The following is a 14,738-nucleotide window of genomic DNA, read 5'->3' on the forward strand; positions in this document are numbered from 1 at the left end:
GGCGGCCGGAGCTGCTGCCGGTGCAGCTGCTTTCGGTGCTTCAGCGGCAGCTGGTGCTGCCGGAGCAGCAGCTGCGGCGGCAGCTTCCGGCTTAGGCGCATCCTGCGCTTGCGCCGGAGCGGCAAAACCTACTGCCAACAACAAAGTGCCGATTGCCAGCGCACTTGACAACATTTTTTTGATACTCATTACTGTTCCCCCTTAAAGAGCGTCTTTGCCGGTTTCGCCGGTACGGATGCGGATAACGTCCAGCAGATCTTGCACGAAGATCTTGCCGTCGCCGATTTTGCCTGTGCGTGCTGCAGCCTCGATGGCTTCCAGCGCGCGCTCGACGATGGAATCGTCGACTGCGGCTTCGATCTTGGTCTTCGGCAAGAAGTCCACGACATATTCCGCACCGCGATACAGCTCGGTGTGGCCTTTTTGGCGGCCAAAACCCTTGACTTCCGTCACGGTGATGCCTTGTACGCCGATTGCCGACAAGGCTTCACGAACCTCGTCGAGTTTGAATGGTTTGATGATCGCTGTAATCAGTTTCATACCGACCTCAATTAGAAAGTTTTGCTAAGGGAAACCACGAAACCGCTCTTGCCGACGTTCTTGGCGCCATTTTGAACAGGCGTCGTTTGCACGCCGTTCTTCAGGTTGGTGCCGAGGTAGGCAACACCCAATGTGATACCTGCCAGATCGTCGAACGTTTTGCTCAGGCCGATTTTCCAGTCGGTGTAGCTATATTGACCGTTGGAGACGCCGGCATTGCTGCCCTTGACGTTCTGGCGACCAAGGTGCAAGCCCAGCACCGTACCGTACCAAGTATCGATGTTGGCGCCCAGATCGAAGTACTGGCTGTACTTGCTGTCGACGTTGCCGAACAGGTTGGTCAGCGATTGCGAATACTTGAAATAAGCAGGACCGTAACCGACCTGGCCATAGAGCTCGAATGTGTTGGCGTTCTTGACGCCGCTGTTGGACAGCGTGTTGCCCGGGTAGTAGTAGTACAGGCCGCCGACGTCATAGGTGAAACCGCCGCCGATATCGCCGCGCTTGCCGCCATAGATATCCCACTCGATATTGCCCTTGGTGTTGGTGCCGGTCAGCGTGCCGGCATCCTTGATCCATTTGATGTTGGTCATCCATGTACCGACATACAGACCGGTCGGGTTGTTCGTGTAGTCGGCTCCAACTTGCAATGCAGGGTCGAAGCGTGTTTGTGTCAGGCCGCGATAGCGGTAGTCGCTGACGACGGCCGCGTTGAAAGTGAATTCATTATCCGGCTTGGGTGCGTCCTCGGCATGCGCGAAGCTCGATACAAACGATGCTGCGACTGCTGCTGCAAGAATCAGTTTTTTCATGGCGTCCCTCTAGGTTTCTGTTAAACAACAAATTATTCATTTCTGCATAACTTGTATAGCAGGAGCCATGCCACCCCTTTTTGACCGGTTTGCCTTCCTTTTTTTAGCGCAAATCAACATTCCAATTCGGCATTTTTTCTTTTTTTCCCAAAAACGGTGCATCAAAGTTGAACACAAACATCAATGCACAACAATAGTGCACAACAATTTTGCCACAACATTTCCCATGGGGAATTTCATGTTTTTTATGGTGCAAGCACCTGGCGCTTGCTGTCTTATCGCTATCTTTCAGCGCTCGCGCCCGGAAAACCTTCCAGCCGGCCGAATTGCCCCTGTTGATAGGCACGGATGCGTTCTTCAATCTGTGCACCGCTGTTCATGACGAACGGACCATGCTTCACCAAGGGCTCTTTCAGCGCCCGCCCCGCCAGCAGGACGAAGTGCGCGGCTTTGGGCGCCTGCAGCGATACGGCCCCGGCGCCGCCAATACCCACGGCACGCCCTTCCGGCACGATGAGCGGCTGCACGTCGTCAATCTCCACACCGCCTTTGACGGTATAAACCAGGGCATGCCAGCCCGGGGGCAGCGCATATGCGAACGACGCGCCTTCGGCCAGAAAACCGTCCAGTAATGTAAACGGCTCCGGCAACACCGCCGGCGATCGCAGGTTGTGGGTTTCACCGCTCACCACGCGCACCCGCACCCCCGGTGCGTAAAATTCCGGCATATCTTCCGCCTCGACATGCACGGCATGCGGTTCGATATATTTCCTAGCGGCGGGCAAATTGACGAATATCTGCAGCGCGTGGATGTGCAGCCCCGCCCCTTCGGGTTGCTCGGTGTGCACCACGCCGCGCCCGGCCACCAGCCAATGCAGGGCGCCCGGCTTGATCGGACCGTTGTTGCCGATCGAGTCGTAGTTCATATGATGTCCGACCGAATCTTCGAACATATAGGTGACGGCGGACATGCCGGCGTGCGGGTGCGGCGCGAAAGTCGGCGCACTCATGTGGAAGTGATCGACCATGACGACCGGGTCGATCAGACCGCCGAAGGCCTGCTCGGCTATTTGCCGCGCCTCGAAACTCGCGCCGATGGCAAAAGGCGCGGCTTCGACGACGGGTGAAAAATGCAGTTCGGCAGTCATGCTCGGCGTCTCCCTTTAGAGGAATTTATTTTTGCCTGGAAACGGCATTGGTCACTTGCCAGACCAGGGTGGCAAACGGGATGTCCAGCGCGGTGTAGACGTCGTGCGCTTTCGGATCGGCGTTGTCACGCAGCAATTCGACGCCGGCGGAGGCATAGTCCGTCACCGGCACGCCTGCCACCGTCAGCCGCTGCAGGCCGGCAACACGCTTGGCTTCGTTGAAGGTGCCGGAAGCATCCAGCACGACGCGGGCATCGTAGCCGGCAGCCGTCGCCGACAGCGCGGGGAATGCGGCACACACTTCCAGCGAAACGCCGGCGATCAGAATTTGCTTGCGGCCGGTCTTCTTGATCGCTTCGCGTACCTTTGGATCGTCCCAGGCGTTGATGACGGTGCGGCTGATGACCGGCACGTCGGGCAGCACCGCGGTCAGTTCGGGAATGGTCGGCCCCCACATGCCATCCGGCATGGTGGCGGTCATCACCACGGGAATACCCATGAGTTTGGCGGCCTTGGCCAGCGCCACCACATTGTGCTTGAGGTCCGCTACCGGGATGTCGCGCACGCCGGTGAACAGCCCCACCTGATGATCGACCAGCACCAGAACGGTATTGTCGCGCGACAGCAGAGACAGGTTCGACGCCTTGACCGCCGCAACCGGAGTCGCGGCGTCGGCGGCGATTGCGGAACTGGCCGACGCCATGGCAAATGCGGAAAAAACTGCTGCGGCCAGAATATGGGTGATTTTTCGTTGATTCTTCATGCGGTTCCCCTCGGAGAAATGAATTGCGGATAGAGTTGACAGCGACTGATGAAGAAGCGACGCCGCGTAGACATCTCGCTACAGAAGCCCGGTATCCGACACGGCGCTTCTTCATGTGCGACCATCCTAGCCAGGCCACGTTGAAAGAAAAATACGCAAATCCATAACCTATCGTTCCACCCACGGAACGTTCAAAAACAGGATTTCTGATGAACCTGCTGTCCGTTGATTTGAATGATCTCTATCTCTTCACCCAAGTGGTCGAACGCCGCAGTTTCACCGCCGCCGGCGATGCGCTGGACATGCCGAAATCGAGCATTTCCCGCCGTATTTCCCAATTGGAAGCGACGCTGGACACGCGCCTGCTGCAACGGACATCGCGCAGCCTGAGCCTGACCGACGCCGGGCAAGAGCTGTACGTGCACTGTGCCGCGATGGTGGCCGAAGCGATGGCCGGAGAAGCCGCCGTGCGCCAACGCCAGGCAGAACCGGCCGGCACGGTCCGCGCCAGCTTGCCGGTGGCGATCGCCGACCTCGTACTGGCGCGCCTGCTGCCGGGTTTCATGCTGAAGTATCCGAAAATCCGTCTGATCATCCAGGCTGCCAACCGCCGCGTCGATCTGATCGAAGAGAACATCGACGTCGTCGTGCGCGGCGTCAACGCCGAGATGGAATCGTCCAGCCTGGTCAAGGCCAATCTCTGCACGACGCGCTGGGTGCTGGCGGCAAGCCCGATCTATCTCGCGCAAAACGGCCGGATCGACACCCTTGAAGCGCTCGCGCAAGCCGACGCCCTGCTGTATGCGCCGATGAACGGCACGGAGATCGCCTGGGAGCTTTGCGATGGCGACAATGCGCGGCGCGACATCCCGATCAAAAAACTGCGCCTGCAAAGCGACAATCTGTCCATCCTGAAAGAGACCGTCATGGCAGGGATGGGAGTCGCGGCGCTGCCGTTCTATCTCTGCATCGACGCACTGGAAGCCCGTACGCTCAACCTCGTACTGCCCGCATGGCGTCCGAAGGCGGGGCATCTGGTGGTGCTGTTCCCGTCGCGACGCGGCCTCGCGCCGGCCGTGCGTACTTTCGTCGATTTCCTGAAGACCGAACTGCCTCCCCTGCTAAGCGCTGAACCCCGGTTGCGCTGAGCTTGCTCCCGACAATATCCGCGCATTGCATTGAACTGTGCCCGCCTGATTCACACCAAGCAGGAGCGGGCGCTTTTCTCTTTTTGTTTTCCCTCGGCACAACGAAAGCGCTACACTTGTCGAAGTGTCATTACCCCTAAAGGAACCCATCATGGACAAGCCACAATTTTTCGAAGATCTTCAATCCAAAATCAACAAAGCCATCGAAAATTCTCCCGCCAAAGACATCGAAAAAAACGTCAAGGCGATGCTGAGCCAGGGCTTTTCCAAGCTCGACCTGGTGACCCGCGAAGAGTTCGATATCCAGGCGCAGGTGCTGGCCAAGACGCGCGCCAAGCTGGATGAACTGGAAGCGCGCGTGGCGGAACTGGAAGCACGCCAGAAAGCGGTCTGAGGCGCCGGCTGCATGAGTCTTGCCGTATTGAAGAGCCGTGCGCTGGCGGGCATGGAAGCGCCGCAAGTCACGGTGGAAGTACATCTGGCCAACGGCTTGCCCTCCTTCACCATCGTCGGTCTCCCCGAAACCGAGGTCAAGGAATCCAAGGATCGCGTGCGCGCGGCATTGCAGAACGCGCGCTTTGAATTCCCCGCCAAGAGAATCACCGTCAACCTGGCTCCCGCCGATTTACCCAAGGAATCCGGCCGCTTCGATCTGCCGATCGCGCTGGGCATCCTGGCGGCATCGGGCCAGATGCCGGGCGATGCGCTCGACGGCTACGAATTCGCCGGCGAGCTGTCCTTGTCCGGCGACCTGCGTCCGATTCGCGGCGCGCTGGCGATGACCTACGCCATGCACAAATCGAACCACAGCGACGGTTGCCCACGCACCTTCATCCTGCCGCGCGAGAACGCCGACGAGGCTGCATTGGTCACCGATGCGACGATCTTTCCCGCCGACTCGCTGCTGCAGGTGTGCGCCCATTTTGCCGGCCATGACCCGGATGCGAAACTGAGCCGGCATCGCCCTTCCGTGCAGCCCCCCGGCGCGCCGGCCTATCTCGATTTTTCCGACGTCAAGGGCCAGTTGCAAGCCAAGCGCGCGCTGGAGGTGGCGGCAGCGGGCGGGCACAGCGTCCTGCTGGTCGGTCCGCCGGGAACCGGCAAGTCCATGCTGGCGGCCCGTTTCCCCGGCATCCTGCCGCCGATGACCGACGACGAAGCGCTGGAGTCCGCCGCGGTGCAATCGCTGACGGGCGGCTTCTCGTCTGCGCGATGGAAAACCCGTCCCTATCGCTCGCCGCACCATACCGCTTCCGGCGTGGCGCTGGTGGGCGGCGGCGGCACCCCGCGTCCGGGAGAAATTTCGCTGGCGCATCGCGGGGTCTTGTTTTTGGACGAACTGCCGGAATTCGATCGCAGGGTGCTGGAAGTCTTGCGCGAGCCGCTGGAGTCCGGCCGCATCACGATTTCACGCGCGGCGCGGCAGGCGGACTTCCCGGCGCGGTTCCAACTGATTGCCGCGATGAATCCCTGTCCGTGCGGATTTCTCGGCCATCCGGAGAAACAATGCCGCTGCACGCCGGATCAGGTGGGACGTTACCAGGGAAAAATTTCCGGACCGCTGCTCGATCGCATCGACATGCAAATCCAGGTCGGCGCGCTCGCGCATGAGGAACTGCTGCAGCAAGCCAATGGCGAGACATCGGCCAGCATCGCCGGGCGCGTGGCGCTCAGCTTCGACCTGCAACAACAGCGTCAGCAAAAGAGCAACCATCTCTTGTCGACCAGCGAAATCGACACCCACTGCAAACCCGACGCCGCCGGCGAAGACTTGCTTCGCACCGCCATGACGCGCCTGAACTGGTCGGCACGCGCCTATCATCGCGTGCTGAAGGTCGCCCGCACCATCGCCGATCTGGCCCAGGCGCCGGTCATCGGCAAGGCGCACATCGCGGAAGCGATTCAATACCGCCGCGCCTTGCGCGAACAATAAACCTGCGTCCCCCCTCATGAACAAACACGTCCGCATCGCCGTCGTTTCCCTCTTGCTGGCTTTGACCAGCGCAGTCGCTTGCGGCGCCGAAAATATTGCCAGCGATCGCGATATCGGCAAGGCCATGAATCTGCTGCCGCCCGATGTGCAAAAGAGCCTTGACGATCAAGCCGCCAGAGATGCCGGAAACACCAGCACGAAAGAACCCGAACTCAGCCCGCGCTGCCGCCAGTTGCGCGCCGACATCGAGCGCGCCCGGCATGGCGAACCGGAACCACAGCACAATACCTATCCGCAGGAACGGCGCCGCGACGGCGGCTTTGTCCCGCCGCCCTCATCCATTCCCGGCGTGCAGGTCAATTCATCCAACAGCGCCACGGGCCAGATCCGGTATGGCCGGCGCGCGCGGCTGGAAGATCAGTTCCAGCGCGAATGCCGGTAAGCGGCGATACTGGCGCCGTCGCGATACTCCACTCTGATTTTCGTGATCACGTATGATGCCCGTGTTTTTCATGTTCTCTGATTGTCTTCCATGCTGATTGGCATTCTCTGCGCCCTGTGCGCCGGCCTGATGTGGGGCCTGGTTTTCGTCACGCCCTTGTTGCTGGCCGACTATCCCGGCGTGGTGTTGTCGCTGGGGCGCTATGTCGCGTTCGGCCTGATCGCGCTGGTGCCGGCCTGCTTCGACCGCAAGCGCATCGCCGCGTTGAGCCGGGAGGACTGGAAGGTCGCCTTCAAGCTCTCGCTGGTGGGCAACCTGTTGTACTACGCCATGCTGGCCACCTCAATCCAGCTGGCGGATGCGCCGCTGCCGACCATGCTGATCGGCACCTTGCCGATCGTCATTTCGGTCTGCGCCAACTGGCGTCCTGGACATGTATCGGAATCGGTGGCCTGGAGCCGTCTGGCGCCATCGCTGGCGATTCTGGGCCTGGGCCTGGTGCTGGTCAACAGCAGCGAGCTTGAACATCTCAGGAACAACACCGGCAATACCCGCTCGACCACGGACTACATGCTGGGCTGCATCGTCGCGATCTGCGCCGTTGCCGGCTGGACCTGGTATCCGATCGTCAATTCACGCTACCTGCGCGCGCATCCGCGCATCAACTCAATCACCTGGGCCACCGCGCAGGGTCTGGCGACGCTGCCGATGGCGCTGGCCGGTTTCGTCCTGTACGGCATCTACAACCATGTCGCCGGCAACGCTTACGACTTCCCGCTGGGGCCGCGTCCGGGCGTCTACATTCTGATGATGCTGCTGATCGGCCTGTCCGCGTCCTGGATCGGCACGCTGCTGTGGAACAAGGCCAGCCAGTTGCTGCCCACCGCACTGGTGGCGCAGTTGATCGTGTTCGAAACCCTGGCGGCGCTGCTGTACGCCTTCCTCTTGCGCGGCACGGCGCCGGGCATGAAAATACTGGCCGGCGTCGCCTTCCTGTGCATCGGCGTGGTGTTCGGCGTGCGCACCTTTTCCCGGCAAGCGCCGGCGTCACCCACACCCTGAGTCCTGCCCATGCGTTCACTCCGATTCCTTATCCCGGGCTGCGCCCTTGCCTTGCTGGCCGCGTGCTCGCCCAAGTACAACTGGCGCGAAGCGCATGGCGACAAGATCCAGTTCACCGTCCTGTTGCCCGCCAAGCCGGCCTCGTTCTCGCGCCAGATCGACCTGAACGGCCTGCCGGTGACGATGACCATGACCGCCGCCGAAATCGACGGCGTAACCTTCGCCGTCGGCGCGGCGGAACTGACCGACGCCGCGCAGGCGCCCAAGGCGCTGGAATCGATGCGCACCGCGCTGATCAACAATATCGACGGCACGGTGCGCGACACGTCCATCCCGGGCAAAGTGGAAGGCGGCCAGGTGCTTGACGTGGTGGTCGCCGGCGTGGCGCGCGGCCAGCCCGCCGTGCTGATGGCGCGGCTGGTGGCCAGGGACAAGCGGATCTACCAGGTGCTGATCGTCGGCGGCGAAAAAGCGCTGACGCCGGAAAACATCGAAACCTTTTACACCTCCTTCAAGCCCGCCTGAGGCGCCCCTCCAAGGCGAAGATGACAAGCGCGGCGGTGACGAGGTATCCTATAAGACAGTTGTAGACCGAATATTGCATTAAGCGTTATCCGTAAGAACCTGTTCAAGGGAAACGCTCTGACTAACATCAATACCCTGAGGAAATATGCTGGTTACGTTCAAATCAAAAGCTGCTGCCGATGTTGTCATGTATGAATCGCATGCCAAGCCCATCCTCGACCTGCTGCGCAAAGACATCACGCGCGGCGTGATCACCGCGGCCGAAAGCGGCGAAGCGCTCGCCCTGCTGGAAAAGCAAATCGACTCCAGCAAGGCGCATGAAGCGGTCGCAGCGCTGGAGCGCGACGTGCATGCGCATCACAACGAGAACGGCGACGACCACGGCCACGAAAAAATCGAGCCGGTAACATTTTCGGCGCGCGCTTACCCGCTGCTGGACATGTTGCGTGAAGCAAAGAAGGGAAATTACGACATCCTCTGGGGCGTTTGAGGTTTCAAACCCGGGGAAGTTGGCGAGAACACAGGAGCTGCGGCTCCTGTGTTGCTTTTTGGCCTCCGAAAAGGCTTATCTGGCCGTCGCCCGGAACTCGGTGAAGTAATACAGCAACGCCATCGCCGGAAACGCAAAACCCAGCAAGGACGTGGCGCTCCAGCCGCCTTCGGCATAAATCCAGGCGCCCAGCGCCGATCCAAGCGCGCCGCCGCCGAAGAACGTCGCCATGAACAAGCCGTTGAGGCGGCTGCGGATTTCTCCGCCCAGCGCGTAGATGGCGCGCTGGCTCAGCACCAGATTGGCCGATACGCCGAAGTCGAGCAAAATCGCCGCCGCCAGCAAGACCGCCAGCGACGATTCGCGTCCGCCCGACCAGAAATGCGTCAGCAAGAATGCGACGGCGATCGACAGCATGGCGATGCCGGTGGCCGGACGGCTCCAGCCGCGGTCGGCCACCCGACCGGCAATCGGCGCCGCGATCACGCCAATCACGCCGGCAAAGGCGAACAGCGCAATGCCCTGTTGCGACATGTTGAATGCAGGACTTGCCAACCACAGCGGCGAGGTCGTCCAGAACAGGCTGAAGGCGGCAAACGCCAACGCGTGATACATCGAACGGCGGCGCAGGACCGGCGTCGTTTTGACCAGATGCCACATCGACGCCAGCAAGGCGAAATAGTGCATGCCTGCCGGCGGCCGGCGTTGCGGCAGATAGCGCAGCAACACCAGCGCCAGCAATGCGATGGCGACCGCCGACAAGCCGAAGATCGCGTGCCAGCCCAGCAAATCCGCCACCAGGCTAGCCAAGGGCCGCGCCAGCAGTATCCCCATCAGCAAGCCGCTCATGACATTGCCGACGGCGCGCCCGCGCGTTTCCGGCAGCGACATGTGTGCGGCGTACGGCACCAGCACCTGAGCGCCGACGGAACTGACGCCGATGATGAACGCCGCCAGGAAAAATTGCGTGGCGTTGTTCGCATAGGCGGCGCCGACCAGGGCGATGCAGGTGATCACCATCAGGCTCACGACCAGCTTGCGGTTTTCGAGCAGGTCGCCGGCCGGGACGATGAACAGCAAACCCAGCCCATAGCCGACCTGCGCCAGCGTGACGATCAGTCCGGCGGCGCCGGGCGAGATGCCGGTGGCGGCCGCAATCGGGCCGATCAGCGGCTGCGCGTAGTAAAGATTGGCGACGATGATGCCGCAAGCGGCAGCCAGCAGCGTAATCATCCAGCCGGCGATGTCCTGCTGCTTGCCCTGTATTGCAGAAGCGGTTTCCATGAGACGGGTCTTCCGGGTCAGAAAAGAGGGAGACACTGTAGCCGAATTGGCGAAATCCTGCCGGTGAGACCCATCCCGCCCTTGCTGCAAGGTGAAAGTCCGATTTTTGTTGCCGCACCGGTCATCCGCAATAGCGGCGCGGCCTTGGTCGCTGGTACACTGACGCTCCGCGTGGACGCCCGGATTGAGCAAGCCAGGTCGGACCGCGCAATCGGCGGCGTTTTGACAGGCGTCGGCTTCGGCGTCGAACCAGCCCTTAACAAGCATTAACGTGACTCAAGTTTCCTTAAAAACAGATTCCCTGGCCCATGGCCTGCATGGCGCCGCACAGGCGATCGTCAGCGTGCGCGACGGCGTCGCCCTGCCGCAGGCGCTGGCGCGCATCTTTTCGCACGGCGCCGCAACGCCGCAGGCGCGCGGCGCGATCCAGGACCTGTCCTATCTGAGCATGCGCAAACTGGGCGTGGCCGACGGCCTGCTCAGCCTGCTGGCCAACAAGCCGCCGCAACCGGCGGTGCTGCACGGTCTGCTGACCTGTGCGCTGAGCCTGCTGCTGGATCAAGCCAATCCCGCCTACGACGATTTCACGGTGGTGAATCAGGCAGTCGAGGCCGCCGCGGCCGATCCCGAGATGAGCCATGCCAAAGGCGTAGTCAACGCCATCCTGCGCCGCTTCCTGCGTGAACGCGCGACCTTGCTGCCGCAGGTGGAAAAGACGCCGGCCGGTGCATGGAATTATCCGACCTGGTGGATCGACCGGCTCAAGGCCGCCTATCCGGACCAGTGGCAAGACATCCTGCGCGCCGGTAATGCCCCGCCGCCGCTGACCCTGCGCGTCAATCGCCGCAAAACCACCGTCGCTGCTTATTTGCAGACGCTGACCGCGCAAGGCATCGGCGCGCGCCAGGTCGGCCCGGACGCGGTGCGCCTGGACAAACCCGCGCCGGTCGCGCAAATACCCGGCTTTACCGATGGCCTGGCGTCGGTGCAGGACGCTGCCGCGCAACTGGCCGCGCCTTTGCTGGACGTGCACGACGGCATGTACGTGCTCGACGCCTGCGCCGCTCCCGGCGGCAAGACCGGCCACTTGCTCGAATGCGCCGACATCGATCTGGTGGCGTTGGACCATGATCCCAAGCGTCTGCGCCGCATCGAAGAAAACCTGCAGCGCCTGCAATTGAGCGCCGTGCTCAAAGCCGGCGATGCACGTAGTGACGGTGCTGGCGACGGCTGGTGGGATGGAAAACAATTCGACCGCATTCTCGCCGATGTCCCCTGCACTGCCTCGGGCATTGTGCGCCGACACCCGGACATTCGCTGGCTGCGCCGCAAAACTGATACGACGCAACTCGCAACACTTTCCTCGCAAATCCTCGACAATCTTTGGCAGATGCTAAAGCCGGATGGTAAATTGCTGTTGGTAACTTGTTCGTTGTGGCCGCAGGAGTCGGAAGATCAGGCTGCCGCGTTCGCCCAGCGCAACCAGGCCGTCCGACTGCCCGCTCCAGGTCAACTGCTGCCGACCGCCAGTGCAGAAACCGACCATGACGGCCTGTTTTATGCGCTGTTTCAAAAAACTGGACCATGAATTGACGCAATCGGCCCTTATCTCCACTCATCTGCCGTCATTCCGCCATCCTGCGCCGGTGACGTCGACTGCCATCCGTCCGCTCCTGCAACTGCTTTGGCAACTGCGCTGCGTGATGCTGGCGCTGGTCCTGCTGTTTTCGCAGCCCCATGGCCACGCAGCGGAAATCGATATCACGCAAGCCTCGCTGGAGGCCACCGACGACGGCTACCGGCTGTCGGCGTCGTATTCGTTCGAACTCAATCGCAGCCTGGAAGACGCCCTGGTGCGCGGCGTGCCGCTGTACTTCACCACCGACGTGCAACTCACGCGGCGGCGCTGGTACTGGTTCGACGAAGTGTCGATTTCGGTTTCGCGCACGGTGCGCATCTCTTTCAACGTGCTGACGCGCCAGTATCACGCCTCGACCAGCGGCCAGTTGCAACAAAGTTTTTCATCGCTGGAAGATGCCCTGTCGCTGATCCGCCGGCCGCCACGCTGGATCATTGCCGACAAGAGCACGCTCAAGTCCGGCGACATCTACAACGTCGGCCTGCGCATGCGCCTGGACGTGGCCCAGCTGCCCAAACCGTTCCAGATCAACGCGCTCAATAACAGCGACTGGCGCCTTTCCTCCGATTGGAAAGAATTTACCTTCAAAGTCGAATGACCCGTACCCTGCGCTATCTGCTGGTGGTGGGCGGCAGCGTCATCAGCATCCTCCTGTTCCTGCTGGCCTCGGCCTCTGAAAACTCCGCCCTGTTCGATCAGCACTATCCCTGGCTGCTGGGCCTGAACGCGCTGGCGGCCGTGGCCCTGCTGTTCCTGGTCGTGCTGCTGCTCACGCGGCTGTACAAGCGCTACCGGCGCGGCAAGTTCGGCTCCAAACTGCTGGCGCGGCTGGTCATGCTGTTCGCGTTGATCGGCATCCTGCCCGGCGCGGTGATTTATCTGGTGTCGGTGCAATTTGTCTCGCGCTCGATCGAATCGTGGTTCGACGTACGCATGGAAGCCGCGCTGGAAGCCGGCCTCAATCTCGGCCGCAATGCGCTGGACTCGTCGCTGACCGACCTGACCGCGCGCGGCCGCGCGATGGCGCAGGAACTGGCCGACATGTCCGATTCCGAACAGGTTACCTATCTGTCGCGGCAACGCGACCAGAGCATGGAGATCACCGTCGTCAGCGCCAGCGGCCAGGTGCTGGCGACCGTGGGCGGACGCATCGGCGTGCTCACGCCGACCGTGCCGACCACGGCGATGATGCGACAGGCCAAGGTCACGCGCGGCTACTCGGTCGTGGAAAGCGACGACTCGCGTCCTCTCAACGGCGAGTCGGATTCGGACGGCAACCTGCGCCTGCACGTGGTGATCTCGGTGCCGGCCTCGTCCAAGGCCATGGGCCTGCAAAACGACAGCCGCTTCCTGCAGATCCTGCAGCCGGTGCCGGACTACCTCGCCACCAACGCGGAAACCCTGCGGCTGGCCTACAGCGAATACCAGCAACGCTCGGTGGCGCGCTCCGGTCTGCGCAAGATCTACATCGTCACGCTGACCCTGACGCTGCTGCTGGCGATCTTCGGCGCCATCGCCAGCGCCTTCCTGATCGCCAGCGACCTGGCCAAACCTTTGCTGCTGCTGGCCGAAGGCACCAAGGCGGTAGCCGAGGGCGACCTGTCGCCGCGACCCATCGTCAGCACCTCGGACGAACTCGGCACGCTGACGCAGTCCTTCAACATCATGACGCGGCAATTGCTGGAAGCGCGCACCTCCGTGGAAAAAAACCGCGCCGAACTGGAAAACGCCAAGGCCTATCTGGAGTCCGTGCTGGCCAACATGTCGGCCGGCGTGATGGTGCTCGACAGCGAGTTCTGCATCGTCAGCGTCAACGACTCGGTGCGCCGGATTCTCGGCTACGACTTCAGCGGCCGCATCGGCACCCCGCTGCACACCATCGAAGGCCAGGCCTTGTTTGCCGAAGCGATCATCAAGGCTTTTTCCGAACAGCGCGCGCAGCTGGCCTCCGACGCGCCGCAAGACAGCCTGCACTGGCAGCAGCAGATCGAACTGCCGCATCGCGGCATAAACACCAGCACTGACGGCGGCATCGACGTCCCCGCGCCGGAACACCGCAAGGAAGGCCACAAGGAAGGCGATTCGGCCAGCGGCAAGACCACCCTGCTGGCGCGCGGCTCGCACCTGCCGGTGGAAAGCGGCGTCGGCTATGTCGTCGTGTTCGACGACATCAGCAACGTGATTTCCGCCCAGCGCTCGATTGCCTGGGGCGAAGTGGCGCGGCGCCTGGCCCATGAAATCAAGAATCCGTTGACGCCGATCCAGTTGTCCGCCGAGCGCCTGCAGATGCGCCTGTCCGACAAGCTGCTGCCGCAGGACGCAGCAATACTGGCAAAAGGCACGACCACGATCGTCAATCAGGTCACCGCCATGAAGCACATGGTCGACGACTTCCGCGAATATGCAAAGACGCCGCCGGCCAAGCCTTCCGCGCTGGACCTGAATGCCCTGACCGAAGAAATTCTGCACCTGTACCTGGCCGGCGACGGCCGCGACAGCATCCACGTCAGGCTGGCGCCGGATCTGCCGAAGGTCATGGGAGACGCCACGCAACTGCGCCAGGTCATCCACAACCTGCTGCAGAACGCACAAGACGCCGTGGCCGAAAACGGCGACATCGCACCGCGCATCGAAGTGGCCACGGAACTGGTCAAGTATCAGGGTTCGGGCGGTGCGGCGCGCAGCGCCGTGAGATTGACCATCACCGACAACGGCCCCGGCTTCGCCTCAAAGATTTTGGCGAACGCATTCGAACCTTATGTAACATCGAAACCAAAAGGTACTGGTTTGGGCCTCGCAATGGTCAAGAAAATCATTGATGAACATGGGGGCCGCGTCGATATACAAAATCGAAGCGAAACAAGAGGCGCAAAAATACTGATTTTGCTGTTAAAGTTAGCATCCGATGCATAAGGATTAAGATTTTTGCCGTAGCTGCCGTTGATACATGGG

Annotated in this window: 15 protein-coding genes and 1 pseudogene; 10 read left to right on the forward strand and 6 right to left on the reverse strand. The window is 61.6% G+C overall.

All coding sequences use genetic code 11. The features are described from left to right. From PMI16_RS25575 to PMI16_RS23855, 5 genes and pseudogenes are all read right to left on the reverse strand, one after another. A pseudogene (locus PMI16_RS25575) lies at positions 1-189 on the reverse strand (ammonium transporter); the annotation flags it as partial. A gap of 12 nt (positions 190-201) precedes the next feature. Next, complete coding sequence (locus tag PMI16_RS23840) at positions 202-540, reverse strand: P-II family nitrogen regulator (protein ID WP_007884397.1); 339 nt, start codon at positions 538-540, stop codon at positions 202-204. Positions 541-551: 11 nt separating this feature from the next. Continuing rightward, the gene (locus tag PMI16_RS23845) at positions 552-1,352 is read right to left on the reverse strand and encodes a TorF family putative porin (protein ID WP_007884398.1); all 801 of its coding nucleotides are present in this window, start codon (positions 1,350-1,352) and stop codon (positions 552-554) included. A 281-nt stretch (positions 1,353-1,633) separates the two neighbouring features. Beyond that, the gene (locus PMI16_RS23850) at positions 1,634-2,500 is read right to left on the reverse strand and encodes a pirin family protein (RefSeq protein WP_007884399.1); all 867 of its coding nucleotides are present in this window, start codon (positions 2,498-2,500) and stop codon (positions 1,634-1,636) included. A gap of 25 nt (positions 2,501-2,525) precedes the next feature. Further along, positions 2,526-3,263: an isochorismatase family protein gene (locus PMI16_RS23855; protein ID WP_007884400.1), complete on the reverse strand. Its 738-nt coding sequence runs from the start codon at positions 3,261-3,263 to the stop codon at positions 2,526-2,528. 209 nt (positions 3,264-3,472) lie between these two features. On the opposite strand from PMI16_RS23855, the gene PMI16_RS23860 reads away from it, so the two are divergent. From PMI16_RS23860 to PMI16_RS23890, 7 genes are all read left to right on the forward strand, one after another. Continuing rightward, a complete protein-coding gene (locus PMI16_RS23860; RefSeq protein WP_007884401.1) occupies positions 3,473-4,411 on the forward strand; it encodes a LysR substrate-binding domain-containing protein in 939 nt (312 codons plus the stop codon). A 151-nt stretch (positions 4,412-4,562) separates the two neighbouring features. Next, positions 4,563-4,805: an accessory factor UbiK family protein gene (locus PMI16_RS23865; RefSeq protein WP_007884403.1), complete on the forward strand. Its 243-nt coding sequence runs from the start codon at positions 4,563-4,565 to the stop codon at positions 4,803-4,805. Positions 4,806-4,817: 12 nt separating this feature from the next. Further along, entirely contained in the window at positions 4,818-6,344 is a 1,527-nt protein-coding gene (locus PMI16_RS23870; RefSeq protein ID WP_007884404.1) for a YifB family Mg chelatase-like AAA ATPase, read from the forward strand. A 16-nt stretch (positions 6,345-6,360) separates the two neighbouring features. After that, on the forward strand, positions 6,361-6,786 hold the full coding sequence (locus tag PMI16_RS23875) for a hypothetical protein (protein WP_007884405.1): 426 nt from the start codon (positions 6,361-6,363) through the stop codon (positions 6,784-6,786). A gap of 90 nt (positions 6,787-6,876) precedes the next feature. Next, entirely contained in the window at positions 6,877-7,848 is a 972-nt protein-coding gene (locus tag PMI16_RS23880) for a DMT family transporter (RefSeq protein ID WP_007884406.1), read from the forward strand. Between the two features lie 9 nt (positions 7,849-7,857). Then, positions 7,858-8,373, forward strand: a complete 516-nt coding sequence (locus PMI16_RS23885; RefSeq protein WP_007884407.1) for a hypothetical protein — start codon at positions 7,858-7,860, stop codon at positions 8,371-8,373. A 145-nt stretch (positions 8,374-8,518) separates the two neighbouring features. Then, positions 8,519-8,863: a DUF1840 domain-containing protein gene (locus PMI16_RS23890; protein WP_007884409.1), complete on the forward strand. Its 345-nt coding sequence runs from the start codon at positions 8,519-8,521 to the stop codon at positions 8,861-8,863. Between the two features lie 75 nt (positions 8,864-8,938). Here PMI16_RS23890 and PMI16_RS23895 read toward each other — a convergent pair whose 3' ends face one another. Next, positions 8,939-10,147, reverse strand: a complete 1,209-nt coding sequence (locus tag PMI16_RS23895) for an MFS transporter (RefSeq protein ID WP_034382117.1) — start codon at positions 10,145-10,147, stop codon at positions 8,939-8,941. Between the two features lie 271 nt (positions 10,148-10,418). On the opposite strand from PMI16_RS23895, the gene rsmB reads away from it, so the two are divergent. The 3 genes from rsmB to PMI16_RS23915 are packed head-to-tail and all read left to right on the forward strand — an operon-like array spanning position 10,419 to position 14,699. Next, a complete protein-coding gene (rsmB, locus tag PMI16_RS23905) occupies positions 10,419-11,735 on the forward strand; it encodes a 16S rRNA (cytosine(967)-C(5))-methyltransferase RsmB (protein ID WP_007884412.1) in 1,317 nt (438 codons plus the stop codon). Next, positions 11,707-12,384 (forward strand): DUF4390 domain-containing protein, encoded by a 678-nt coding sequence (locus tag PMI16_RS23910; protein WP_007884413.1) that lies wholly within the window; start codon positions 11,707-11,709, stop codon positions 12,382-12,384. The genes rsmB and PMI16_RS23910 overlap by 29 nt, the downstream gene beginning before the upstream one ends. Beyond that, positions 12,381-14,699 carry a sensor histidine kinase gene (locus PMI16_RS23915; RefSeq protein WP_007884414.1) on the forward strand — a complete coding sequence of 773 codons (2,319 nt, stop codon included), beginning with the start codon at positions 12,381-12,383 and terminating at the stop codon, positions 14,697-14,699. Before PMI16_RS23910 ends, PMI16_RS23915 begins: the two co-directional genes overlap by 4 nt. Positions 14,700-14,738: the final 39 nt, after the last annotated feature.

This window comes from Herbaspirillum sp. CF444 (assembly GCF_000282135.1).
Classification (GTDB): Bacteria; Pseudomonadota; Gammaproteobacteria; order Burkholderiales; family Burkholderiaceae_D; genus Herbaspirillum.